Origin of the sequence: Paraburkholderia sp. Tr-20389 (assembly GCF_017104565.1) — a bacterium.
Classification (GTDB): Bacteria; Pseudomonadota; Gammaproteobacteria; order Burkholderiales; family Burkholderiaceae; genus Paraburkholderia.
Map to the genome: position 1 here is coordinate 83,131 of NZ_JAAGPD010000026.1, position 23,388 is coordinate 106,518.

A 23,388-nucleotide genomic window follows, 5' to 3' on the forward strand; every position below is an offset into this window, starting at 1 on the left:
CGCCGGTATGAGTTCACCACTGAAGGTCTTCATCACCGGCGCGTCCAGTGGCATAGGCGAAGCGCTCGCCGCCGAATACGCGCGGCGCGGCGCGATCCTCGGCCTCGTTGCCCGCCGCGGCGACGCACTGGCCCGCTTCCAGCAGTCCCATCCCCAGAGCACCATCTCCGTGTATGCCGTCGACGTACGGGACGCGGACGCGCTCGCGCAAGCGGCGCAGCGGTTCATCGCCGAACACGGCTGCCCCGACATCGTGATCGCGAACGCGGGCATCAGCCGCGGCGCCGTCACGGGCCACGGCGATCTGCAGACGTTCCGCGACGTGATGGACATCAACTACTTCGGCATGGTCGCGACCTTCGAACCCTTCGCGCAAGCGATGATCGCGGCGCGCAAGGGCGCGCTCGTCGGCATTGCGAGCGTCGCGGGCGTGCGCGGCTTGCCGGGTTCGGGCGCGTACAGCGCGTCCAAATCGGCGGCGCTCAAGTATCTGGAAGCGCTGCGCGTCGAGATGCGGCCGCTCGGCGTGTCGGTAACGACGATCGCGCCAGGCTATATCCGCACGCCGATGACCGCGCACAATCCATACGCCATGCCCTTCCTGATGGACGCGGACCGTTTCGCCGCCAAGGTCGCCGATGCGATAGCGCGCAAGAAGCGCTTTGCGATCTTCCCGTGGCAGATGCGCTTCGCGGCGATGCTGCTGCACGTCGCGCCGCGCTGGCTCTACGACGCCGTGTTCGAAAAGGCGCCACGCAAGCCGCGCGCCGCGCAGTAGGTCATGGCCACGCGTGCCGTCGATGCAGCCGGTGTCGAGCACGCGAAAGCGGAACGCGGCGCGCGCATCGTGTCGCTGGTGCCGAGTCTCACCGAACTTCTGTTTGCATTGAAACTGGACGCGCAGATCGTCGGACGCACGGGCTTTTGCGTGCATCCGAGCGAGAAGGTGCGCCGCGTGCCGAAAACCGGCGGCACCAAAGCGGTGAAACTCGACGCCGTGCGCGCCCTGCAACCGACACATGTGATCGTCAATATCGACGAAAACGAGCGCGACACCGTGGAGCAACTGCGCGCGTTCGTGCCGCATATCGTCGTCACGCATCCGCTCGTACCGCACGACAACTTCGCCCTATACACGCTGTTAGGCGCGCTCTTCGATCGCGACGACGAAGCGCGCGCGTTGAGTCTCGCGCTACGGGCGCAACTGGACGCAGCGGCAGCGCGCGCATGGCCGCGGCAGAACGTGCTCTACGCGATCTGGCGCGAACCGTGGATGACGGTCGCGCGCGACACGTATATTTCCGCGATGCTGCGCCTCGTGAACTGGCACACGCTGCCCGACCTGCTCGGCGGCGACACGGGTGCGGCGCGCTATCCTTCGTTCGATCTCGATGCCGCGTGGCTTGCTGGCGCCGACCGCGTGTTGCTGTCGAGCGAGCCGTATCGCTTCACCAAGCAGCATTGCGATGCGCTCTCACAGGACGCACGGTTCAAAGGCAGGCGAATCGAACGGATCGACGGCGAAATGGTGTCGTGGTATGGCTCGCGTGCAATCGACGGCATCGCGTATCTTGTGGACTACGCCAGCCGCTAGGCGAAATCGGCAGCCATATGGATATGCGGATTCAATTGTTGTCGCTGCCGTACGCCTTCGATAAGCTTGCGCCAGAACCGGCCGAAGCTGACATCGACGTCGACATCGCGCGCCAGCGCCGGAACCGTTTCAGAGTGAATGCGTGACAGCCCGCCCGGAGCGCGCGTCGTTCGCAGCAGCCACGACGCCGCCCCGCCACGAACAATTCGAACTCCCGGGAGATCTTATGCGTTTCAAGTTGCTTGCCGCCGCCGCGACGTTGACGGCCCTCGCCATCTCGCCTGCGCTGTCCGTCGCGAAGCCGCTCACTGTCTGCACGGAATCGAGCCCGGACGGCTTCGACGTCGTCCAGTACAACTCGCTCGTCACGACCAATGCATCGGCGGATGTGATCTTCAATTCGCTCGTGTCGTACGACGAGGCGGCAAAGAAGGTCGTGCCGTCGCTCGCCGACAAATGGGACGTGAGCGCCGACGGCCTCACCTACACGTTTCATCTGCGCCCGAACGTGCAGTTCCAGACCACCGACTACTTCAAGCCCACGCGCGCGCTGAACGCCGACGACGTGGTGTTCACCTTCGACCGCATGCTCAACGAGAGCAATCCGTGGCACAAGGTGACGGGGGCGAGCGGCTTTCCGCATGCGCAATCGATGGGCCTCGTGAAGCTCATCAAGTCGGTGTCGAAGGTCGACGACAACACGGTCAAGTTCGAACTGAACGAGCCGAACGCGACTTTCGTGTCGATCCTGACGATGGGTTTCGCGTCGATCTACTCGGCTGAATACGCGGACCAGTTGCTCAAGGCGGACAAGACGGCCGACCTGAACGCGAAGCCGATCGGCACCGGTCCGTTCGTGCTGAAGACCTACACGAAAGATTCGATCATTCGCTATGACGTGAATCCGACGTACTGGGGGACGAAGCCGAAGATCGAGCGGCTGATCTACGCGATTACGCCCGACGCCGCCGTGCGCGCGCAAAAGGTGAAAGCCGGCGAATGCCAGATTGCGTTGTCGCCGAAGCCGCTGGATGTCGCCGATGCGAAGAAGGACAAGTCGCTCGCCGTCGTGCAGACGCCCGCGTTCATGACCGCGTTCGTCGCATTGAACACGCAGAAGAAGCCGCTCGACAACCAGAAGGTGCGCGCCGCGCTGAACATGGCGTTCGACCGCACGTCGTATCTGAAGGCGGTGTTCGACAACACCGCGACGCCCGCGAACAATCCGTATCCGCCGAATACGTGGAGCTACGACAAGGCCGTGAAGCCGTGGCCGTACGACACCGAAAAGGCCAGGAAGCTGCTGGCTGAAGCGGGCTATCCGAACGGCTTCGAAACGACGATCTGGGTGCGTCCGAACGGCAGCGTGCTGAATCCGAATCCGAAGGCGGGCGCGGAAATGCTGCAGGCGGACTTCGCGAAGATCGGCGTGAAGGCCGAGGTGAAGGTGATCGAATGGGGCGAGCTGATCAAGCAGGCCAAGCAGGGACAGCACGACACGCTGTTCATGGGCTGGGCCGGCGACAACGGCGACCCGGACAATTATCTGTCGCCGCTCTTCAGCTGCAATGCCGTGAAGTCGGGGATCAACTTCGCGCGCTACTGCGACCCGGAACTCGACAAGCTGATCGCGCAAGGCAAGGAAACCGCCGATCAGAGCAAACGCACGAAAGCGTATGAAGCCGCGCAGCAGATCATCCACGACGAAGCGCTGTGGATTCCGTTGGGTTATCCGACGGCAGCCGCGATTACGCGCACGAACGTGAGCGGGTATCACGTCAGTCCGTTCGGGCGGCAGAATTTTGGCGCGGTGACGGTGCAGTAGTCGTCACGACACATCGATCCATCAAAAAAGCCCGGTCGCGAAATGCGGCCGGGCTTTTTACTTGGGTGCGTGCGCGTTTAGCGCCGCACTGCGAGCTTCACTTCACGCTGAAACGAATCACGCCATCCTCGCCCTGCGAACGCTTCAACTCGCCTTGCAGCCACAGCAGATGCAGGTGCGCGAGCGCCTCGCCCATCGCGAACGTCATCTGGTGAATGTCGAGCGCGCGCTTGAACATGATCGGAACGATATCCGCCGCGCTGCATGGCTTGTCCGCGCAAGCCTCGCGCACTTCCGCCAGCCGCGCCGTGTGGTGATCGCGAAGCTGCCCGATACGCGTGTGCAGTCCGCGAAACGGCTTGCCGTGCGAAGGGAGCACGAGCGTGTCAGCGGCCATCGTTTCGTAGCGGCCGAGCGAACCGAGATACAACGCGAGCGGATTGCCTTCCGGCTCGATATCGAACACCGAGACGTTCGTCGAAATGCGCGGCAACACCATGTCGCCGGAGATCAACACGCCATCGGCTTCCGCATGCAACGCGCAATGCTCCGGCGAATGACCGAAGCCCGTCACGACACGCCACGTGCGCCCGCCGATCGACAACGCATCGCCCTCACGCAGCCGCCGGTACTGACCCGGCACAGCCGGCACCAGGTTCGCGTAATAGCTCTTCCGATTGCGCAGTTTGTCGAGCGATGCCTCGTCGCGCAGACCATGCCGCGCAAAATGACGCGCCGCGCCCGCTCCGCCTGCGTTCGAACCGTCGCCCGCCGCCATCACGCGGCCCAGCATGTACTCGCCGAGGGTGATCCACAGACGCACGTTCCAGCGCTTCTTGTCGCCGCCTTCGCACAGCCAGTTCGCGAGACCGAGGTGGTCCGGATGGCAATGCGTGACGATCACGCGCAGCACGGGCAAGCCTTCGAGCGCCGTGTCGAACAGCGTTTCCCAGTTCGCCTTGATCTCGTCGGAGGCGATGCCGCAGTCGACGATCGTCCAGCCCTTCTGTCCGTCGATCTCGTCGCGCAGCAGCCACAGGTTGATGTGATCGAGCGCGAACGGCAGCGGCATGCGCAGCCAGTAGACGCCCGGTGCGACTTCCTGGGTCGTGCCGGCGGCGGGCATCCCGTCAGCGAATGGATAGTCGAGTTGGTGTTCGAGAGCATTCATCGTGGGGTTTCCTTCGTCGGCTGCATGTCGGTGACATATTGCAGCGTGGTTGCGCTTTGTTGAGGTTGACGATAACGTAAACGTCGATTCTAACGTTCAATCCGTTTTCGTGCCCGGCCGTCGGACCAAACGGGCGCGACGACTATGCCGCGCTGAAGATTCCGCGATGAACACCCAATACACGCAATACACGATCACCGAGCTGGCCCGCGAATTCGACGTGACACCACGTGCGATCCGCTTCTACGAAGATCAGGGTTTACTCTCACCGAGCCGCGAAGGTTCGAGCGGACTGCGCCGCGTGTACTCGGGCCGCGACCGCACGCGGCTGCGGCTGACGCTGCGCGGCAAGCGGCTGGGGTTCACGTTGTCGGAAATCCGCGATCTGCTCGACCTGTACGATTCGCCGACGGATACCTTGCCGCAGTTGCAGGCGTTTCTCGCGACGGTGGTCCAGCATCGCGAAGTGCTCGAACGTCAGCGCGAAGATCTGAATGCAACGCTCGAAGACCTCGCGCAATACGAAGCGCAGGCACGCGCGCTGCTCGAAAGCGGCACGCGCGGCGACGGTTATGGCGGCGCTGAAAAGCCCGCGCACGAAGACGCGCTGAAAGAAAAATCGTGATGCGGAGATAGCGCGACAAACGCGGCAGTAGGCGCGGCATTGCATGAAGATGCGCCGAACGCCACGCAACACGCAGTCAAGACGATATGCCGGCGCCGCGCCCAAAAGGCTCACGAGCGTCTCGCAAGCTCACCCGGGCGATACAATCGCGGGAGTCTTCACGACATTGAGCGAACACTGAGCGAATGCACGGTCGACATGAATCACTTTCCCAAACTGCTGTCGTCACAGATCGGCTTCGACGTCGCGGAGACGCTGCTCGCGGGGTTCGACCGGCATTACTGCATCTTCCGCGAAGCCGCGATCCGCGCCAAAGACCTCTTCGAAGCCGCCGACTGGCACGGCCTGCAAAAACTCGCGCGCGAGCGCATCACGTCGTATGACGAACGCGTGCGCGAGTGCATCGTCAAGCTCGAAGACGAGTACGACGCGGAGAACATCGACGACGACGTGTGGCAGCAGATCAAGCTGCACTACATCGGTCTGTTGACGACACATCGGCAGCCCGAATGCGCGGAGACGTTCTTCAATTCGGTGTGCTGCCATATCCTGCATCGCTCGTACTTCAACAACGACTTCATCTTCGTGCGGCCGGCGATTTCGACCGAGTACATCGAGAACGACGAGCCCGCCGCGAAGCCGACGTATCGCGCGTATTACCCCGGCAGGGACGGCCTCGCCGTCACGCTGGAGCGCATCGTCACGAACTTTCAGCTGAACCCGCCGTTCGAGGATCTGACGCGCGACGTGCAATGTGTGATGCAGGCGCTGCGCGACAACTTCGGCACGTTCAACGAAGCGCCCAATTTCCAGATTCACGTGCTGTCGTCGCTGTTCTTCCGAAACAAGGCGGCGTACATCATCGGGCGCATCATCAACGGCGATACGATGGTGCCGTTCGCGTTGCCGATCCATCACGTGAAGCCGGGCCTGCTCGCGCTAGATGCGCTGCTCTGCAAGCGCGACCAGTTGCTGATCATTTTCAGCTTCGCGCATTCGTACTTCCTCGTCGATATGGAAGTGCCGTCCGCGTATGTCGAGTTTCTCGGCAGCATTCTGCACGGCAAGCCGAAGGCGGAGATTTATACGTCATTGGGATTGCAGAAGCAGGGCAAGAATCTCTTCTACCGCGATCTGCTGCGGCATCTGAAACATTCGAGCGACCGGTTCATCATCGCGCCCGGTATCAAGGGCATGGTGATGCTCGTGTTCACGCTGCCGTCGTTTCCGTACGTGTTCAAGCTCATCAAGGACGCGTTTCCGCCGCCGAAAGAAACGACCCGCGAACAGGTGGTCGGCAAGTATCAGCTCGTCAAGCGACATGACCGTCTGGGACGCATGGCCGACACGCTCGAATATTCGAGCGTCGCGTTGCCGCTATCGCGCCTCGACGATGCGCTCATTCGCGAACTCGAAAGAGAAGCGCCTTCGATGCTCGAATACGAAGGCGGCAATCTGGTCATCCGGCATGTGTATATCGAGCGGCGCATGGTGCCGCTCAACATCTTCCTGCAGAACGGCACGGATGCCGACATCGAACACGGCATCCGCGAATACGGCGACGCGGTGAAGGAACTGATGCAGGCGAACATCTTCCCCGGCGACATGTTGTACAAGAACTTCGGCGTCACGCGGCACGGACGCGTCGTGTTCTACGACTACGACGAAATCGAATATCTCACCGATTGCAATGTGCGCGCGGTGCCGCCGCCGCGCAACGAGGAAGACGAGATGTCGGGCGAGCCGTGGTATTCGGTGGGGCCGCACGATATTTTTCCGGAGACGTACAACACTTTCCTGCTCGGCGATCCGCGCGTGCGCGAATCTTTTCTGAAGCATCACGCGGATTTCTTCGATCCCGCACTGTGGCAAAAGCAGAAGGATCACATTCTGCGGGGCGAGTTGCCCGACTTTTATCCCTACGATCGCAGCCTGCGTTTCTCCATCCGCTACCCGGAAAGGTTCGCTGCCGATCACGCTACCGCGCAGGCGGAACGCGCAGCTTGAAAAGGCGCACCGTCCGCAATTGAACAACATCGACCATCCCGATCGAACTGAAACGAATCATGACTACGAACGCCTCTTCCGCTGAACATCCCCTCGCCCATCTCTTCGCGAACAACGAGGCGTGGGTCACACACAAGCTCGAAGACGACCCCGAGTTTTTCTCGCGGCTCGCGCACCAGCAGGCGCCTGAATACTTGTGGATCGGCTGCGCGGATTCGCGCGTGCCCGCCAACGAGATCATCGGCCTGCCGCCCGGCGAAGTGTTCGTTCACCGCAATATCGCGAACGTCGTCGTGCACTCGGACCTGAACTGTCTGTCCGTCGTCCAGTTCGCCGTCGATCTGCTGAAGATCAAGCACATCATGGTGGTCGGCCATTACGGCTGCTCGGGCGTCGGCGCCGCGCTGCACGGCCGCCGCGTGGGTCTCGCGGACAACTGGCTGCATCACGTGCAGGACGTGCGCACGAAGCACGCAACGCTTCTCGAAGAATGGCCGATGGGCGAAGCACGGCATCGCCGCCTCGTCGAACTGAACACGATCGAACAGGTGGTCAACGTGTGCCGCACGACCATTCTCAACGACGCGTGGGCACGCGGCCAGGACCTCACCGTTCACGGCTGGGTCTACGGCGTTCACGACGGCCGCGTGCGCGATCTCGGCATGACGGTGAAGGACCCCGCAAAGCTCGAAGAGACCTACACGAGCTGCGTCGCAGCCGTCTCGGCGAGCCGCGCGCATACGGCTGACAACGACGTGGTCGCCGCCGACGCCGCGAAGCTCGGCGACGTGACCGCCGTCGTTCACGGTGTTATCAAGGAGATGAAACATGAGTGAGACACAAGATCCCGTCGTCATCGTTTCCGTCGCGCGCACGCCGATGGCGGCGTTTCAGGGCGAGTTCGCGTCGCTGACGGCGCCGCAACTCGGCGCGATCGCGATCAAGGCGGCCGTCGAGCGCGCAGGTCTAAAGCCGGAACAGGTCGAAGAAGCCGTGATCGGCTGCGTGCTGCCCGCGGGCCAGGGTCAGGCACCCGCGCGCCAGGCGGCGCTCGGCGCGGGCCTGCCGCTGTCGACGGGTTCGACCACCGTCAACAAGATGTGCGGCTCCGGCATGCGCGCGGCGATGTTCGCGCACGACATGCTGTCGGCGGGTTCCGTCGACGTGATCGTCGCAGGCGGCATGGAAAGCATGACGAACGCGCCGTACCTGCTGCCGAAGGCGCGCGGCGGCATGCGCATGGGCCACGGTCAGGTGATGGATCACATGTTCCTCGACGGCCTCGAAGACGCGTACGAGAAAGGCCGTCTGATGGGCACGTTCGCCGAAGAATGCGCGGGCTCGTTCGACTTCACCCGTGAAGCGCAGGACAAGTTCGCCGTCGAATCGCTGATGCGCGCGAAACGCGCGAACGAAGACGGTTCGTTCGCGTGGGAAATCGCGCCGGTCACGATCGAAGGCAAGAAAGGCAGCGTGACGGTCGAGCGCGACGAGCAGCCGTTCAAGGCGAATCTCGACAAGATTCCGACGCTCAAGCCCGCGTTCAGCAAGACGGGCACGGTGACGGCCGCGAACTCGTCGTCGATCAGCGACGGCGCAGCGGCGCTCGTGATGATGCGCGAATCCACCGCGAAGAAGCTCGGCGTGACGCCGCTGGCGCGCGTCGTCGGCCATTCCACGTTCGCGCAGGAACCGGCGAAGTTCACGACGGCGCCCGTCGGCGCGATTCGCAAGCTGTTCGAGAAGAACGGCTGGAAAGCGGAAGACGTCGATCTGTACGAAATCAACGAAGCGTTCGCCGTCGTCACGATGGCCGCGATGAAAGAGCACAACCTGCCGCACGACAAGGTCAATGTGAACGGCGGCGCGTGTGCGCTCGGGCATCCGATCGGCGCGTCGGGTGCACGCATTCTCGTCACGCTGATCGGTGCGCTGAAGAAGCGCGGACTGAAGCGCGGCGTCGCGAGCCTGTGCATCGGCGGCGGCGAAGCGACGGCGATGGGCGTCGAACTGGTCTAACCCGTTTCTATGGCGGCGCGCGGGATTCCGCGCGCGAAAGGATATCCGATGAAAACAGTGTTGATCGTGGGCGCGTCGCGCGGCATCGGACGCGAATTCGTGAAGCAGTATCGGCACGACGGCTGGCGCGTGCTCGCCACCGCGCGCGATGCGGAATCGCTCGGTGAACTGGTTGCGCTCGGCGCCGAAGCATTCTCGCTCGACATAGCCTCACCCGAGGACATCGCCGCGCTCGCCTGGAAACTCGACGGCGAGCGGCTCGACGCCGCCGTGATCGTGTCGGGCGTGTACGGCCCGCAGACGGAAGGCGTCGAAACCGTCACCGCCGAAGACTTCGACTTCGTGATGACGACCAACGTGCGCGGGCCGATGCAGCTGATCCCGGTTCTGCTGCCGCTCGTCGAAGACGCGCAGGGCGTGCTGGCCGTGCTGTCGAGCCGCATGGGCAGCATCAGCGAGACGACGGGCACGACGGGCTGGCTGTATCGCGCGAGCAAGGCGGCGCTGAACGAAGTGCTGAAGGTGACGTCGGTGCAGACGCGCCGCGCGACCTGCGTATCGCTGCATCCTGGCTGGGTGCGCACTGACATGGGCGGCGCGTCGGCCGCCGTCGATCCGGCGCATAGCGTGCGCGGCATGCGCGACGTGCTGGCGCAGGCGGCGAGCACGCCGCATCTTTTTCATGGACGCTTCTTCCAGTTCGACGGCACGGCGCTCGACTGGTAGTTCCATCAGACGAATAAAGACATTCAGGAGACACCCGCATGTTGCTCGATCAGGACCATCTGATGATCCGCGACGCGGTGCGCACTTTCGTGCGCGAAGCCGTGACGCCGAACGCCGCGCAATGGGACCGCGAGCGCACGTTTCCGGCTGACGTGCATCGCCAGCTTGCCGAACTCGGCGCGTACGGCGTGCTCGTTCCGGAGGAATATGGCGGCGCCGGGCTCGACGCGCTCGCGCTCGCGTTGATTCTCGAAGAAATCGCGGCGGGCGACGGCGGCACGTCGACGGCGATCTCGGTCAATAACTGCCCTGTCTGCAGCATTCTGCTGACGTATGGCAACGAGCAACAGAAGCGGGACTGGCTCACGCCGCTAGCGCGCGGCGAGATGCTCGGCGCTTTTTGCCTCACCGAACCGCAGGCGGGCTCGGACGCTTCGGCGCTGCGCACCACGGCCACGCGAGACGGCGACTGCTACGTGCTCAACGGCGTGAAGCAGTTCATCACGAGCGGCAAGAACGGCAACGTTGCGATCGTGATGGCCGTCACCGATAAAAGCGCCGGCAAGCGCGGCATCAGCGCGTTCGTCGTGCCGACGGATACGCCCGGCTATGTCGTCGCGCGGCTCGAAGAGAAACTCGGGCAGCATTCGTCCGATACCGCGCAGATCGTCTTCGATAACTGCCGCGTGCCCGCCGCGAATCTGATCGGCGCGGAAGGCGAAGGCTATCGGATCGCGCTGTCGGGGCTGGAAGGCGGGCGCATCGGCATTGCCGCGCAGAGCGTCGGCATGGCGCGCGCAGCGCTCGAAGCGGCGCTCGCCTACGCGAAGGAGCGCGAAAGTTTCGGGCAACCGCTTTTTTCGCACCAGGCCGTGCAGTTCCGGCTCGCCGACATGGCGACGCAACTCGAAGCCGCGCGTCAGCTGATCTGGCACGCCGCCTCGCTGAAGGACGCGGGCCAGCCGTGTCTGACGGAAGCGGCGATGGCCAAGCTGTTTGCCTCCGAGGCCGCGGAACGCATCTGTTCGGCCGCCTTGCAGATTCACGGCGGCTACGGTTATCTGAGCGACTTCCCCGTCGAGCGCATTTATCGCGACGTTCGCGTGTGCCAGATCTATGAGGGCACCAGCGATATCCAGAAGATCCTGATCGCGCGCGGACTGAGCTAAACCTTTCTTCGATCTTTCATGACTGCATCAGCGAAACAACGTCCCGTCGAATGTCCTTGCGGCGGCGCCGCGCCGAACCGGCGCGACGCCGACAAGCCGCCGCGTTTCGCGGACTGCTGCGGACGGTATATCGACGGCGGCGCTGCGGCGCCGAACGCGCTCGAACTGATGCGCTCGCGCTATAGCGCCTACGTGCTCGGCGAATCCCACTATTTGCGCGACACGTGGGCGCCGCAAACCTGCCCCGCCGATCTCGACGTCGATACGAGCGCGCCCGAGGCGCCGCGCTGGCTAGGTCTGCAGATCAAACGCTTCACGCCACTCGACGATACGCACGCCGAAGTGGAGTTCGTCGCGCGCTACAAGGTGGGCGGACGGGCGCATCGGCTGCATGAATCCAGCCGCTTCATCAGAGGCGAGGACGCGCGCTGGCGTTACGTCGACGGCGATGTGAGCGATCGCTGACACTACCTTTCCGATTGCACTGCAACAACGTCTTAAATGCCTGTTAAAGAAGTCAAATAAGGGCCGTTTCCGTAGAAAAATCAATGTGTTGGACTGACGCTACGTCCCTCATATCCAAATCTTTCCGCCCTTGCCCCGCAGGCCGCGCCGCGCCGTCGCGAGCGCGCTTCTCGCCGCGCAAATAGTGCCGCAGGGGGTTTGTACTGAATTGCACAAATATAAATTGTCGTGCCAGTATGAGTCCTACAGATGTTGCAGCGCTCCGTAGCGAGGTAGCGGACCACCGCTCCCGCAGGATGTCCAGACGCACCGCCCGTTGATCGTTCAGCGGGCACGCGATCCGGGGCATCGCGAGGCGCTCACTTCGACGCGTGGGGTCGCGTCGACCGGCTTCGGTTCATCCCAATGCGGTCCTGATCTGTATGCGTGCGCGAACCGCGCAGCGTGTGTGATCTTTTTGACCTTGTTTTGGCGTTCGATCGGAGCCAAATCGGCCTTACGGCGATCCGTACCTGGAACCCGTACAGGAAGGTTCAAGCGTTTTTGAGAGCAGGTGTAGCGGATGGTGTTCAGCAAAGTTCTGTCGGTATGTGCGATGTCGGCGGCGTTCATGGCCTGCGCCGTGACGGCCGCGCACGCGGACCCGCTCGCGGACGCCGAAGCCGGCCCGCTCGGTCGCGCCCAGGTGCAGCGACTCGCCCTCGACGAAGACGGCTACCTGCCCGTCGTCAAGCTCAGCGAACAGATCATCCGCATTCCCGTCGACGCCGACGGCAAAGTCACCCTCGAAACGACCGTCTACAAGCCGGAAGGTCCCGGCCCGTTCCCGATGGTCGTGTTCAACCACGGCAAGATTCACGGCGATCCGCGTATGCAGACGCGCAGCGATCCGGTGTCGCTGGCGCGCGAATTCGTGCGGCGCGGTTATGTCGTCGTCGCGCCGAATCGCCAGGGTTTCGCCGATTCCGGCGGCTCGTACGTGCAAGACGGCTGCGACGTGACGCGCAACGGCCTGAGCCAGGCCGCCGACGTCGCGACGACGGTCGACTACATGTCGAAGCAAAGCTATGTCGACGCGAAGCGTATCGTCGTGGCGGGCACCTCGCACGGCGGCCTCGCGACCATCGCGTACGGCACGAACGCCGCGCCCGGCGTGCGCGGACTGATCAATTTCTCGGGCGGCTTGCGCCAGGACGCCTGCACCGACTGGCAAGGCAATCTGACGAATGCATTCGGCACGTATGGCGAGAGCACGCACGTGCCGTCGCTGTGGCTGTATGGCGACAACGATTCGATCTGGCCGTCGACGCTCGTTTCGCGGATGTACACCGCCTACACGGGCAACACGCTGGGCAAGGGCGTCAACGCGAAGATGGTCGATTTCGGCTCGTACAAGAACGACGCGCATCGCCTCGTCGGCGATCGCGACGGCGTGCGTGTCTGGTGGCCGTCCGTCGAAGCGTTCCTTGCACGCGTCGGCATGCCGACGGGCGTCCAGTACCGCGTCGCCGAACCGACGCAGCCGAAGGCCACGCATTTCGCCAGGATCGATGCCGTCGACTCCGTGCCATTCGTCGACGAAGCCGGCCGCGCCGGTTACCGCAACTTCCTGCACCAATACCCGAGCCGCGCATTTGCGGTGTCCGACTCGGGCGCGTGGTCGTGGGCCGAAGGCGGCGACGATCCGATGTCGGTGGCCATCGCGAACTGCCAGAAGCAGAGCTCGGACCCGTGCCGCCTGTATGCCGTCAACGACAGCGTCGTCTGGAAGGACGGCTCGACCCAAACGGCTGACGAAGACACCGATTCCCCGTCGAAGGACGGCAGCAAGCCCGCGCTGGCTAGCCGCTGATCTACGCACCGCCCGCTGCGTGCTCCGCGCGCCGGGCGATATTTCCTGACTTCCCCGCTTCTCCTTCACGCGCTGCCCGGCATTCGTCCGGGCAGAATCTCCGCTCGAACTGTCGAAACCCGTTCGTTCTCAGGATTCGGAACATCGCGCGCCGGTTCGAACGCGCGCACATCTGAACGCCGCGCGCGAGACTCGCGCACATCATCCGATCGTCGAACTCAACGCCGTGCCGAGCGATGGGTGGACCGCGCGCCCGCCCCGCGTCGACCGCGTAGCCGTGAGCGCCACCTCTGCCCGTATTCCATCCGGCCAGCCCAAGCCGCCTTCGCGTGCCCAGATTTTTTTCACAAGGGGCCCATGACTTTGCCGTCGTTATCTACGGTCATTTGCGGCCTTTGAAAACGAACTGCCGCGAGCTGTCGCCAACCCCGGAAAATCGCACCCAAGCCATTGAAAACATGATGTTTTCAGATAGTGCATCGCAGCGGATATCGCGCTAATCTCACTTCCGCCGCCGCAAAAAGGCGCGCTTCGAAGCTTCGCAGCGCGCCGATGCAGCAGCCCATCCGACGCACGGTAAGCGCCCGCAATCGCCCTCACCTGCATTGCGAACGACGCGTTCCATCGCCGGATTCAGGCGGACGTCATTCGTCCCGATTCGCCAGCAGCATTTGCATCACCCATTTACATGACCGCCCGGCACGACGCGCGCCGCGCTCGCGCCTTGCCCGGTTCATGTTCCGGAGCAGTTTTGAATACACAGGCAACCGAAGACTGGATCGCCCGCAGCCTGCGCGCTGTGTGGCATCCCTGTACGCAGATGAAGCATCACGAGCGCTATCCGCTCGTGCCCGTTTCGCGCGGCGCCGGCGCATGGCTTTACGATCGCGCGGGACATCGTTATCTCGACGCGATCAGTTCGTGGTGGGTCAACCTGTTCGGCCACGCGAACCCGCGCATCAACGCCGCGCTGAAAGACCAGCTCGATACGCTAGAGCACGCGATGCTCGCCGGCTGCACGCACGAACCCGCGATCGAACTCGCGGAGCGCCTCGGCGCGCTCACGCAGAACACGCTCGGTCACGCGTTCTTCGCGTCGGATGGCGCGTCGGCCGTCGAAATCGCGCTGAAGATGAGCTTCCATTCGTGGCGCAATCGCGGCTACGACTACAAGCGTGAGTTCGTCTGCGTCGCGAACAGCTATCACGGCGAGACGATCGGCGCGCTCGGCGTCACCGACGTCGCGTTGTTCAAGGACGCGTACGACCCGCTGATCCGCAACGCGCACGTTGTCGCTTCACCCGATGCGCGCCTCGCACGCGAAGGCGAAACGGCCGCCGACGTCGCGCAGCGCGCGCTCGACGACGTTCGCGCGCTGTTCGAATCGCGCGCCGACAGTATCGCCGCGTTGATCGTCGAACCGCTGGTGCAATGCGCAGCGGGCATGGCGATGCACGACCCGTCGTATATCGCAGGCTTGCGCGCGCTGTGCGACCGCTACGGCGTGCATCTGATCGCCGACGAAATCGCCGTCGGCTGCGGACGCACGGGCACCTTCTTCGCGAGCGAACAGGCTGGCGTGTGGCCGGACTTTCTGTGTCTGTCGAAGGGCATCAGCGGCGGCTATCTGCCGTTGTCGATCGTGCTGTCGCGCGACGAAATCTACGCCGCCTTCTACGACGACGACACCACGCGCGGCTTCCTGCATTCGCATTCGTACACGGGCAATCCGCTCGCGTGCCGCGCGGCGCTTGCGACGCTCGATCTGTTCGCGAGCGACAACGTGCTTGCCGCAAACGAGAAGAAATCGGCGGCATTGCGCGCCGCGCTCGAACCGCTCGCGCAACATGCGCAGGTGCGCAACCTGCGTCAGCGCGGCACGATCCTCGCGTTCGATGCCGTCGTTGACGACGCCGATGCCGCGAAGACCTTCTCGCGCCGTTTCTTCGAGAACGGTTTGAAGCGCGAACTGCTGCTGCGCCCGATCGGCACGACGGTGTACCTGATGCCGCCGTACATTCTCGACGACGAAGAAATCGCGCTGCTCGCCGAGCGCACGCGCGCCACGTTCGATGCGACATTGACGGAGGCGCGCTGATGCAACTGCTCGACACACTTGAACAGGGACTGAAGGACATCGACGCGCGCGGCCTGCGCCGTCGCCGCCGCACCGTCGATTCGCCGTGCTCCGCGCATATGACCGTCGACGGCCGCAACATGATCGGCTTCGCGAGCAACGACTATCTCGGGCTGGCCGCGCATCCGCTACTCGTCGCGGCCATCACGGAAGGCGCGCGACGCTATGGCGCGGGCAGCGGCGGATCGCATCTGCTGGGCGGCCATTCGCGCGCGCACGCGCAACTCGAAGACGACCTCGCAGAGTTCGCGGGCGACTTCGTCGACAACCCGCGCGCGCTGTACTTCAGCACCGGCTACATGGCGAATCTCGCGACGCTCACGGCGCTTGCGGGACGCGGCACGACGTTGTTCTCCGACTCGCTGAACCACGCATCGCTGATCGACGGTGCGCGTCTGTCGCGCGCCGACATCCAGATCTATCCGCATGCGGACGCCGAAGCGTTGAGCGCGATGCTCGAAGCGTCGGACGCCGCGGTGAAGCTGATCGTCAGCGACACCGTGTTCAGCATGGACGGCGACATCGCACCGCTCGCGCGTCTGCTCGAACTCGCCGAGCAGCACGGCGCATGGCTCGTCGTCGACGACGCACACGGTTTCGGCGTGCTCGGTCCGCAAGGAAGCGGCGCGGTTGCGGAAGCCGCGCTGCGCTCGCCGCATCTGATCGTGATCGGCACGCTCGGCAAGGCGGCGGGCGTGTCGGGCGCGTTCGTCGTCGCGCATGAGACGGTGATCGAATGGCTCGTGCAGCGCGCGCGGCCGTATATCTTCACGACGGCGTCCGTGCCGGCGGCGGCGCATGCGGTATCGGCGAGTCTGCGCATCATCGGCGGCGACGAAGGCGAGCATCGGCGCACGCATCTGCGTTCGCTGATCACGCGTACGCGCGACATGCTCAAGCGCACGCCGTGGCTGCCCGTCGATTCGCACACGGCCGTGCAGCCGCTCGTCATCGGCTCGAACGAGGCGACGCTCGAAGTCGCCGCATCGCTCGATCGCGCGAACCTGTGGGTGCCTGCGATCCGTCCGCCGACCGTGCCCGAGGGCACGTCGCGACTGCGCATTTCGCTGTCGGCCGCACACTCGCACAACGACCTCGAGCAACTCGAGAACGCACTGATGAAGACAGCGGAGGCACGCGCATGAGCCCCGCACTGTCGCTCTTCGTGACGGGCACGGATACGGAAATCGGCAAGACGCTCGTTTCTGCGGCACTGTTGCGCGGCTTCGTCCGCGAGGGCTTGCGCGCGACCGCGATGAAGCCGATCGCGGCAGGCGCAACGCTGGTGAACGGCGTGCTGCACAACGAAGACGCCGATCAGCTCGACGCCGCCGCCAATGTGCTGCTGCCGCCCGACATCCGCACACCGTTCATGCTGAAGGAACCGGCCGCGCCGCATATCGCGGCCGCGCATGAAAACGTCACGCTCGACATGACGCGTATCGTCGACGCGCATAAGGCAGCGCTACAGATGGCCGATGTCGTCGTCGTGGAAGGCGTCGGCGGGTTTCGTGTGCCGCTCACCGACGCGCACGACACCGCCGATCTCGCGTTCGCGCTGAATCTGCCCGTGGTGCTCGTCGTCGGTATGCGGCTGGGCTGTATCAGCCACGCGCTGCTGACGGCGGAAGCGATCGCCGCGCGGGGACTGCCCATCGTGGGCTGGGTCGCGAACCGTGTCGATCCCGCCATGCTGTTTCCCGACGAAAACATCGACACGCTGCGCGACCGGCTCGACCGACAGTACGACGCGCCCTTGCTCGGCATCGTGCCGCATCTGAGCCCCGCGTCGCCCGATGTGGCCGCGACACATCTCGACACCACCCGACTGTTGCAGACGCTGCGCGCCGCGCAGCGCTGAAGGCTTTCGACAAATCAAATCATCAAGGACCACCCCATGAGCCAGATCCAAACCGCACCGTTGCCCGTCACGCCGTCGAAGGCTGCTGCGGCCGCGGACGCTGCCGCATCGCGCTGGAAAGTCGCCGATGTCGCCGCGCTGTATGAACTGCCGTTCAACGACCTGCTGTTCCGCGCGCAACAGGTGCATCGCGAACACTTCGACGCGAATACCGTGCAACTCTCCACGCTGCTGTCGATCAAGACGGGCGGCTGCGAGGAAGATTGCGCGTACTGTCCGCAATCGGTGCATCACGAGACCGGGCTGAAGGCCGAAAAGCTGATGGAAGTCGATGAGGTGCTGGCCGCCGCACGCGTCGCGAAGGAAAACGGCGCGACGCGTTTCTGCATGGGCGCCGCATGGCGCAACCCGAAAGACCGCCACCTCGAACCGATCAAGGACATGATTCGCGGCGTGAAGTCGATGGGCCTCGAAACCTGCGTGACACTCGGCATGCTCGAGGCGCATCAGGCGCAAGCGCTGCGTGAGGCGGGTCTCGACTACTACAACCACAACCTCGATACATCGCCCGAGTTCTACGGCCAGATCATTTCGACGCGCACGTATCAGGACCGGCTCGATACGCTCGAGCACGTGCGCGATGCGGGCATCAACGTGTGCTGCGGCGGTATCGTCGGACTCGGTGAGTCGCGTCGCGAACGTGCGGGGCTGATCGCGCAGCTCGCGAATATGGAGCCGTATCCGGAGTCGGTGCCTATCAACAACCTCGTGCAGGTCGAGGGCACGCCGCTCACGGGGACGGAAGCGCTCGATCCGTTCGAATTCGTGCGGACGATCGCCGTTGCGCGTATCACGATGCCGCGCGCAATGGTGCGGTTGTCCGCCGGCCGCGAGCAAATGGATGAGGCGCTGCAGGCTATGTGCTTTCTCGCTGGGGCGAACTCGATTTTTTATGGCGATCAGTTGCTGACTACCAGCAATCCGCAGGCTGAGGCTGATCGCAAGTTGTTAGCCCGACTTGGGATTCGGGCTGAGGCGGCTCAGCAGATGCCGGTCGAGCGTGAGTGCTCGCATGGGTGTGACGGGCATTGATGAGCTGGCATCCGCGTATTGCTTCTGGTTCGTCAGCGTTGCCCCTGCGCGGGGCGGCACCTACTTTTCTTTGCAGCGGCAAAGAAAAGTAGGCAAAAGAAAGCCGCTCACACCGTCAGTTCTTGACGTCTACCCTCGGCCTCGCAACGTCCCCATGCTTCCCACGGCAACGCTCTTTTCCTTGTTCGTTGCCGACGCTTGTGTGAATGTCTCACCTGATTCATACGGCTTCGCATCGGCGAATGCCCCGGTTGCTTCGAGGTGTGTCGGATGCGCCAATGCGTCACCCCTAACAAAAAAGCCGCTTCGAGTTTCGAAGCGGCTTTTTCTTATCGCACGATGCGCTGTGCTTACTTCCGGTCGACGATGATCTGATCGAATGTGCCGCCGTCGGCGAAGTGGGTTTGCTGCGCCTTCTGCCAGCTGCCGAACACCTGTTCCACGGTGAACGTCTTCAACGGCTTGAACTCGCTCGCATGCTTCGCGAGCACAGCCGGGTCGCGCGGACGCAAGTGGTGCTGCGCAATGATCTCCTGCGCGGGCGCCGTGTACAGATAGTCGAGATACGCCTGCGCTTCCTTGCGCGTGCCACGCTTGTCGACCACCTTGTCGACGATCGTGACAGGCGGCTCAGCAAGAATGCTCATCGACGGATACACCGCCTCGAAACTGCCCGCGCCCACGCCTGTGTCGATCAGCGATACTTCGTTTTCGAACGTTACCAGCACGTCGCCAATGCCCCGCTGCGTGAAGGTCGTCGTCGCGCCGCGGCCGCCCGTGTCGAGCACAGGCACGTTGCGGAAGATCGCCTTCTCGAAATCGAGCGCCTGCGCATCCGTCGCGCCGTTCTGCTTCTTGTAGCCCCACGCGGCCAGATACGTGTAGCGACCATTGCCCGCCGTCTTCGGATTCGGAATCACCACCTGCACGCCAGGCTTCGCCAGATCGTCCCAGTCCTTGATGTGCTTCGGATTACCCTTGCGCACAAGAAACACCATCGTCGTCGTGTAAGGCGCGCTGTTGTTCGGCAAACGCGCGCGCCAGTTGTCGGGAACGAGATGCCCGCGCTCGGCCAGCAAGTCGATATCGTTCGGCTGGTTCATCGTCACCACGTCGGCCTGCAACCCCTGCAGCACCGACAGCGCCTGCGCACTCGATGCCCCGTGCGACTGTTTGATCGCCACCGTCTCGCCGCTTTTCTGCCTGTATGCCGCGACGAACGCCGTGTTGATGTCCTTGTAAAGTTCGCGCGTTACGTCATACGACACGTTCAACAGCGATGCTTCGGCATGCGCGCTCTGCGCGGCGCCGAGCGCAAGCGCCAAAGCCATGAAGCCGGCCGCGAACCTGCGCGTTTGATCCCCTCTGCCTGCCATCTTTTCCCCGCTCGTCAATGATGAAGCATGTGGCCGCCACGACGCGGCTGGAGCAGCGATTCTAGCGGATCGCTTGTTGCGACTCCTGGAAACATCGGCCGGACTTCCTATACCTTCCGGCCAGGTTTCCCGGCATGTCAGCCACGCGTACGATCGGTTCATCACGTCGCTCACAAATTGCGGATCGTCGCGTAACAACGTGATTGCACGTGGTTCATCTGCCAGGTTTCTGATCAAAAAGAACCCTGTTTAAGAAGGAATTTGCTTAGGATGGTGTCGATGGAAACGTTAGAAAAACCTCTTGCGAAGCGCCGCTTTCACGCGCTTCGACTCATTCACGGCGGTGTCAATTTGGAGGCACGCATGACCCGAGCTGAAACCACAATCGAACACATTCTCCAGGATCTCGAAGACATCAAACGGGAAATGCGCGAGTTGAAGGCTTATGTCGACGAGCGGTTCCGTCTGTTTGAAGCAAAGATGGACGCGCGGTTCAGCGCGCTTGAATCCTCCATGCGCACCGAATTCCGCTTGCTATGGGCTGCGAATTTCGCGCTCGCCGGCATTCTCGCGAAGGGCTTTCACTGGATCTGAAACCGCGGCACCGCATCGCTCGCGCTAGCTGAATACCTGCGTGGCAAGTTCCTCGGCTTCATCCTGAAAGCGCAGCGGCGCGGCGCAGTGCGCGAGCGTATCGACCAGGTACTTCGCGCGCGGCCACGGGCCATAGCCCGCCGCCGTGTTGATATGACCCGCGTCGCCAAGATTGACGAAGGCGCTGCCCAGATGCGTCGCCAGCTCGCGTGCACCCGCAAGCGGCATCCACGGGTCGGTCTCGCTGCCGATCAGGATGGAAGGCACGCCTAGACGGCGTGCATCGAACGCACCTGCAAACTCGAACTTCTTCGGGCTGGCGGGCGCCACGAACAGCACACCGGCAATATCGGCGGCCGGCACGCCTTGCTGCAACGCGTGCGCAGTCGCAAGGCAACCAAAGCTATGCGCGGCCAGCACGAACGGACCGCGCTCGCGCGCCAGCAGATCGCGAACGGACTGCGCCCATCGCGCAAGATTCGGTGTATCCCAATCCGCCTGCTCGACGCGCAACGAACGCGGAAACTGACGTTCGAGCCACGTCTGCCAATGCGCGCCTTCGCTGCCGTGCAAACCAGGCACGGTCACGAGCCGCGGCGGCCAGATCGATTGGGTGCACGAAAACATGATTCTTTCCTCGCTACGGGAATCCTGGAAATCATTGTCGCGTGGGCGGCGCCCGGCCCGAACCAATTTTTCCTGCTTTGCATATCGCCGTGCCGCGGCGCAGGCTCGCGCGTGTCCGTCTTTGCCACTCCTCGCCGGCGGCAACGGGCGCGACCGGCTGCGAAAAAGTAGAATGAAGCTTGTCCATAAAAGCAGCCCTTGCTGAATCGACGCAAGGCTCGACGGCAACGCTCAACGGTCACGCATGAAAGTCCTGTACTACACACCGCAATCCGATGCCGACGTCTGGCTGCGCGACCTGTCGCGCGCGCTGCCCGGCGCCGACCTGCGCGTCTGGCAAGCGGGCGATACCGCGCCTGCCGACATCGCCATCGTCTGGAAGCCGCCGCGCGACATGCTTGCCGGCCGCAGCGATCTGCGCGCGATCTTCAATCTGGGTGCCGGCGTCGACGCCATCCTGAAGCTCGAACGCGATCACCCAGGCACGCTGCCGCGTAATGCGCAACTCGTGCGGCTCGAAGATACGGGTATGGCGCGACAGATGTCCGAGTACGTCACACACGCCGTGCTGCGCTACATGCGCCGCTTCGACGAATACGACCAGCTGAAAGCAGAGCGCCGCTGGCATGTGCTCGAACCGCACGCGCGCGAAACCTTCACGGTCGGCGTGCTCGGTCTCGGTGTGCTCGGCTCGCACGTGGCGAGGTCGCTCGCACCGCTCGGCCTTCCTGTGCGAGGTTTCAGTCGCAGCGCGCGTGAGATCGAAGGCGTCGATACGTTCGCGGGCGAAGCTCAGTTCGACGCGTTCCTCGATGGCGTCAAGGTGCTCGTCAATCTGCTCCCGCATACGCCCGACACGAATGGTGTGCTGAACGCGCGCAATCTGTCGAAGCTGGCACGCGGCGCGTACCTCGTGAACATCGCTCGCGGCGCGCATCTCGTCGAACAGGACTTGCTCGATGCATTGGAGCAAGGCCGGATTGCCGCGGCCACGCTCGATGTATTCGTGGAAGAACCGCTCCCCGCCGAGCATCCGTTCTGGAAGCATCCGCGCATATCCATCACGCCGCATATCTCGGCGTTGACGCTGCGCGAAGAGAGCGTCGTGCAGATCGCGCAAAAAATCAGCGCGTTGATGCGCGGCGAGCCGATCGGCGGAATCGTCGATATCGAACGCGGATATTGACGACGACAAGAGCCGATCACGCCAACATCCAGATAGACACGCAAGCCAGCATCACGTGACTTGCACAGGACGAAAGTCGGCGTCATGCCGCCGATGCCCGTCAACAGGAGACAGACATGGCCATGCCACAAGCAGTGAAAATCGTCGAAGTCGGTCCGCGTGACGGACTGCAGAACGAAAAGGAATTCGTGCCGACCGAGGTCAAGATCGAACTGATCAATCGCCTGTCGGCGGCCGGGTTCAGAAATGTCGAAGCGGCTTCGTTCGTGTCGCCGAAATGGGTGCCGCAGATGGCCGACGGCGCAGAGGTGATGGCGGGCATCGCGCGCCACGCCGGCACGATCTACTCGGTGCTGACACCGAACCTGCGGGGCTTCGAAGGCGCTGTCGCCGCGCATGCCGACGAGATCGTGATCTTCGGTGCGGCCAGCGAAGCGTTCTCGCAGAAGAACATCAATTGCAGTATCGCGGAAAGCATCGAGCGCTTCGTGCCCGTCGCGCAAGCCGCGAAAGACAAAGGCATCCGCATTCGCGGCAGCGTGTCGTGCTCGCTCGGCTGTCCGTATCAGGGCGAAGTGCCCGTCGCGTCGGTGGTCGACGTGGTCGAGCGTTTTGCCGCGCTCGGTTGCGACGAGATCGATATCGCCGACACGATCGGCGTCGGCACACCGAAGCGCACGCGCGAAGTGTTGGCCGCCGTCACGCAGGTCTTTCCGCGCGAGCGTCTGTCCGGACATTTCCACGATACCTATGGCCAGGCGCTCGCGAACATCTACGCGGCGCTGCAGGAAGGCATCGAGATTTATCATGCCTCGGTCGCGGGGCTAGGCGGCTGTCCTTACGCGAAGGGCGCGACGGGCAACGTCGCGACGGAAGACGTGCTGTATCTGATGAACGGCCTCGGTATCGAGACAGGCATCGATCTCGCGCAGGTCGTCGAGATCGGCGATTTCATCTCGACCTCGATCGGCCGGCCGAACGTGTCGCGCGCGGGCAAGGCGCTGCTGGCAAAAGCGCGCAGCGAAAAAACCAACTGCGTTTGATTGATTTCAGGAACGAACA

21 protein-coding genes are annotated in these 23,388 nt (G+C 63.4%); 18 read left to right on the plus strand and 3 right to left on the minus strand.

What is annotated here, in order from left to right:
- Positions 1 to 7: 7 nt before the first annotated feature.
- The 3 genes from G3N95_RS22905 (at position 8) to G3N95_RS22915 (ending at position 3,419) form a co-directional block, all read left to right on the plus strand.
- The gene (locus G3N95_RS22905; protein WP_205972349.1) at positions 8 to 778 is read left to right on the plus strand and encodes an SDR family oxidoreductase; all 771 of its coding nucleotides are present in this window, start codon (positions 8 to 10) and stop codon (positions 776 to 778) included.
- Positions 779 to 781: 3 nt separating this feature from the next.
- Positions 782 to 1,594, plus strand: coding sequence for a helical backbone metal receptor (locus G3N95_RS22910; RefSeq protein WP_205972350.1), 813 nt, complete (start codon positions 782 to 784; stop codon positions 1,592 to 1,594).
- Between the two features lie 226 nt (positions 1,595 to 1,820).
- Complete coding sequence (locus G3N95_RS22915) at positions 1,821 to 3,419, plus strand: ABC transporter substrate-binding protein (RefSeq protein WP_205972351.1); 1,599 nt, start codon at positions 1,821 to 1,823, stop codon at positions 3,417 to 3,419.
- Positions 3,420 to 3,516: 97 nt separating this feature from the next.
- Here the strand turns inward: G3N95_RS22915 and G3N95_RS22920 are convergent, their stop codons facing one another.
- On the minus strand, positions 3,517 to 4,590 hold the full coding sequence (locus G3N95_RS22920) for an MBL fold metallo-hydrolase (protein ID WP_205972352.1): 1,074 nt from the start codon (positions 4,588 to 4,590) through the stop codon (positions 3,517 to 3,519).
- Positions 4,591 to 4,756: 166 nt separating this feature from the next.
- On the opposite strand from G3N95_RS22920, the gene G3N95_RS22925 reads away from it, so the two are divergent.
- The 12 genes from G3N95_RS22925 (at position 4,757) to bioB (ending at position 18,543) form a co-directional block, all read left to right on the plus strand.
- The gene (locus G3N95_RS22925) at positions 4,757 to 5,215 is read left to right on the plus strand and encodes a MerR family DNA-binding transcriptional regulator (protein WP_205972353.1); all 459 of its coding nucleotides are present in this window, start codon (positions 4,757 to 4,759) and stop codon (positions 5,213 to 5,215) included.
- A gap of 198 nt (positions 5,216 to 5,413) precedes the next feature.
- The gene (aceK, locus tag G3N95_RS22930) at positions 5,414 to 7,222 is read left to right on the plus strand and encodes a bifunctional isocitrate dehydrogenase kinase/phosphatase (RefSeq protein ID WP_205972354.1); all 1,809 of its coding nucleotides are present in this window, start codon (positions 5,414 to 5,416) and stop codon (positions 7,220 to 7,222) included.
- Positions 7,223 to 7,281: 59 nt separating this feature from the next.
- A complete protein-coding gene (gene can, locus G3N95_RS22935; RefSeq protein WP_205972355.1) occupies positions 7,282 to 8,058 on the plus strand; it encodes a carbonate dehydratase in 777 nt (258 codons plus the stop codon).
- Complete coding sequence (locus tag G3N95_RS22940; RefSeq protein ID WP_205972356.1) at positions 8,051 to 9,241, plus strand: acetyl-CoA C-acetyltransferase; 1,191 nt, start codon at positions 8,051 to 8,053, stop codon at positions 9,239 to 9,241. The genes can and G3N95_RS22940 overlap by 8 nt, the downstream gene beginning before the upstream one ends.
- A gap of 48 nt (positions 9,242 to 9,289) precedes the next feature.
- On the plus strand, positions 9,290 to 9,967 hold the full coding sequence (locus G3N95_RS22945; RefSeq protein ID WP_205972357.1) for an SDR family oxidoreductase: 678 nt from the start codon (positions 9,290 to 9,292) through the stop codon (positions 9,965 to 9,967).
- 38 nt (positions 9,968 to 10,005) lie between these two features.
- Positions 10,006 to 11,136 (plus strand): acyl-CoA dehydrogenase family protein, encoded by a 1,131-nt coding sequence (locus G3N95_RS22950; protein ID WP_205972358.1) that lies wholly within the window; start codon positions 10,006 to 10,008, stop codon positions 11,134 to 11,136.
- Positions 11,137 to 11,154: 18 nt separating this feature from the next.
- Positions 11,155 to 11,601 carry a YchJ family protein gene (locus G3N95_RS22955; RefSeq protein ID WP_205972359.1) on the plus strand — a complete coding sequence of 149 codons (447 nt, stop codon included), beginning with the start codon at positions 11,155 to 11,157 and terminating at the stop codon, positions 11,599 to 11,601.
- Positions 11,602 to 12,163: 562 nt separating this feature from the next.
- Entirely contained in the window at positions 12,164 to 13,453 is a 1,290-nt protein-coding gene (locus G3N95_RS22960) for a prolyl oligopeptidase family serine peptidase (protein ID WP_205972360.1), read from the plus strand.
- A 751-nt stretch (positions 13,454 to 14,204) separates the two neighbouring features.
- On the plus strand, positions 14,205 to 15,551 hold the full coding sequence (gene bioA / locus G3N95_RS22965) for an adenosylmethionine--8-amino-7-oxononanoate transaminase (protein ID WP_205972361.1): 1,347 nt from the start codon (positions 14,205 to 14,207) through the stop codon (positions 15,549 to 15,551).
- On the plus strand, positions 15,551 to 16,735 hold the full coding sequence (gene bioF, locus G3N95_RS22970) for an 8-amino-7-oxononanoate synthase (protein WP_205972362.1): 1,185 nt from the start codon (positions 15,551 to 15,553) through the stop codon (positions 16,733 to 16,735). The genes bioA and bioF overlap by 1 nt, the downstream gene beginning before the upstream one ends.
- Positions 16,732 to 17,451, plus strand: coding sequence for a dethiobiotin synthase (gene bioD, locus G3N95_RS22975; RefSeq protein WP_205972363.1), 720 nt, complete (start codon positions 16,732 to 16,734; stop codon positions 17,449 to 17,451). The genes bioF and bioD overlap by 4 nt, the downstream gene beginning before the upstream one ends.
- A gap of 36 nt (positions 17,452 to 17,487) precedes the next feature.
- The gene (bioB, locus tag G3N95_RS22980) at positions 17,488 to 18,543 is read left to right on the plus strand and encodes a biotin synthase BioB (RefSeq protein WP_205972364.1); all 1,056 of its coding nucleotides are present in this window, start codon (positions 17,488 to 17,490) and stop codon (positions 18,541 to 18,543) included.
- Between the two features lie 350 nt (positions 18,544 to 18,893).
- On the opposite strand, the gene G3N95_RS22985 is transcribed toward bioB, so the two are convergent.
- Complete coding sequence (locus G3N95_RS22985; RefSeq protein ID WP_241018831.1) at positions 18,894 to 19,874, minus strand: sulfate ABC transporter substrate-binding protein; 981 nt, start codon at positions 19,872 to 19,874, stop codon at positions 18,894 to 18,896.
- Positions 19,875 to 20,189: 315 nt separating this feature from the next.
- Here G3N95_RS22985 and G3N95_RS22990 point away from each other — a divergent pair, with 315 nt between their 5' ends.
- Positions 20,190 to 20,513, plus strand: coding sequence for a hypothetical protein (locus tag G3N95_RS22990; protein ID WP_241018832.1), 324 nt, complete (start codon positions 20,190 to 20,192; stop codon positions 20,511 to 20,513).
- A gap of 24 nt (positions 20,514 to 20,537) precedes the next feature.
- Here the strand turns inward: G3N95_RS22990 and G3N95_RS22995 are convergent, their stop codons facing one another.
- The gene (locus tag G3N95_RS22995; protein WP_205972366.1) at positions 20,538 to 21,140 is read right to left on the minus strand and encodes an alpha/beta hydrolase; all 603 of its coding nucleotides are present in this window, start codon (positions 21,138 to 21,140) and stop codon (positions 20,538 to 20,540) included.
- Between the two features lie 244 nt (positions 21,141 to 21,384).
- Between G3N95_RS22995 and G3N95_RS23000 the strand changes: the two genes are divergently transcribed.
- Together G3N95_RS23000 and G3N95_RS23005 are read left to right on the plus strand one after the other, a co-directional pair.
- Complete coding sequence (locus G3N95_RS23000) at positions 21,385 to 22,326, plus strand: glyoxylate/hydroxypyruvate reductase A (RefSeq protein WP_205972367.1); 942 nt, start codon at positions 21,385 to 21,387, stop codon at positions 22,324 to 22,326.
- Positions 22,327 to 22,442: 116 nt separating this feature from the next.
- Positions 22,443 to 23,369, plus strand: coding sequence for a hydroxymethylglutaryl-CoA lyase (locus tag G3N95_RS23005; protein WP_205972368.1), 927 nt, complete (start codon positions 22,443 to 22,445; stop codon positions 23,367 to 23,369).
- The last annotated feature ends 19 nt before the right edge of the window (positions 23,370 to 23,388 follow it).

What these genes read in the sequence shown, in the direction of transcription:
- G3N95_RS22905 (WP_205972349.1), top strand. Translation starts at nt 8, where the DNA reads ATGAGTTCACCACTGAAGGTCTTCATCACCGGCGCGTCCAGTGGCATA.
- G3N95_RS22910 (WP_205972350.1), top strand. Translation starts at nt 782, where the DNA reads ATGGCCACGCGTGCCGTCGATGCAGCCGGTGTCGAGCACGCGAAAGCG.
- G3N95_RS22915 (WP_205972351.1), top strand. Translation starts at nt 1,821, where the DNA reads ATGCGTTTCAAGTTGCTTGCCGCCGCCGCGACGTTGACGGCCCTCGCC.
- G3N95_RS22920 (WP_205972352.1), bottom strand. Translation starts at nt 4,590, where the DNA reads ATGAATGCTCTCGAACACCAACTCGACTATCCATTCGCTGACGGGATG.
- G3N95_RS22925 (WP_205972353.1), top strand. Translation starts at nt 4,757, where the DNA reads ATGAACACCCAATACACGCAATACACGATCACCGAGCTGGCCCGCGAA.
- aceK (WP_205972354.1), top strand. Translation starts at nt 5,414, where the DNA reads ATGAATCACTTTCCCAAACTGCTGTCGTCACAGATCGGCTTCGACGTC.
- can (WP_205972355.1), top strand. Translation starts at nt 7,282, where the DNA reads ATGACTACGAACGCCTCTTCCGCTGAACATCCCCTCGCCCATCTCTTC.
- G3N95_RS22940 (WP_205972356.1), top strand. Translation starts at nt 8,051, where the DNA reads ATGAGTGAGACACAAGATCCCGTCGTCATCGTTTCCGTCGCGCGCACG.
- G3N95_RS22945 (WP_205972357.1), top strand. Translation starts at nt 9,290, where the DNA reads ATGAAAACAGTGTTGATCGTGGGCGCGTCGCGCGGCATCGGACGCGAA.
- G3N95_RS22950 (WP_205972358.1), top strand. Translation starts at nt 10,006, where the DNA reads ATGTTGCTCGATCAGGACCATCTGATGATCCGCGACGCGGTGCGCACT.
- G3N95_RS22955 (WP_205972359.1), top strand. Translation starts at nt 11,155, where the DNA reads ATGACTGCATCAGCGAAACAACGTCCCGTCGAATGTCCTTGCGGCGGC.
- G3N95_RS22960 (WP_205972360.1), top strand. Translation starts at nt 12,164, where the DNA reads ATGGTGTTCAGCAAAGTTCTGTCGGTATGTGCGATGTCGGCGGCGTTC.
- bioF (WP_205972362.1), top strand. Translation starts at nt 15,551, where the DNA reads ATGCAACTGCTCGACACACTTGAACAGGGACTGAAGGACATCGACGCG.
- bioD (WP_205972363.1), top strand. Translation starts at nt 16,732, where the DNA reads ATGAGCCCCGCACTGTCGCTCTTCGTGACGGGCACGGATACGGAAATC.
- bioB (WP_205972364.1), top strand. Translation starts at nt 17,488, where the DNA reads ATGAGCCAGATCCAAACCGCACCGTTGCCCGTCACGCCGTCGAAGGCT.
- G3N95_RS22985 (WP_241018831.1), bottom strand. Translation starts at nt 19,874, where the DNA reads ATGGCTTTGGCGCTTGCGCTCGGCGCCGCGCAGAGCGCGCATGCCGAA.
- G3N95_RS22990 (WP_241018832.1), top strand. Translation starts at nt 20,190, where the DNA reads ATGGTGTCGATGGAAACGTTAGAAAAACCTCTTGCGAAGCGCCGCTTT.
- G3N95_RS22995 (WP_205972366.1), bottom strand. Translation starts at nt 21,140, where the DNA reads ATGTTTTCGTGCACCCAATCGATCTGGCCGCCGCGGCTCGTGACCGTG.
- G3N95_RS23000 (WP_205972367.1), top strand. Translation starts at nt 21,385, where the DNA reads ATGAAAGTCCTGTACTACACACCGCAATCCGATGCCGACGTCTGGCTG.
- G3N95_RS23005 (WP_205972368.1), top strand. Translation starts at nt 22,443, where the DNA reads ATGGCCATGCCACAAGCAGTGAAAATCGTCGAAGTCGGTCCGCGTGAC.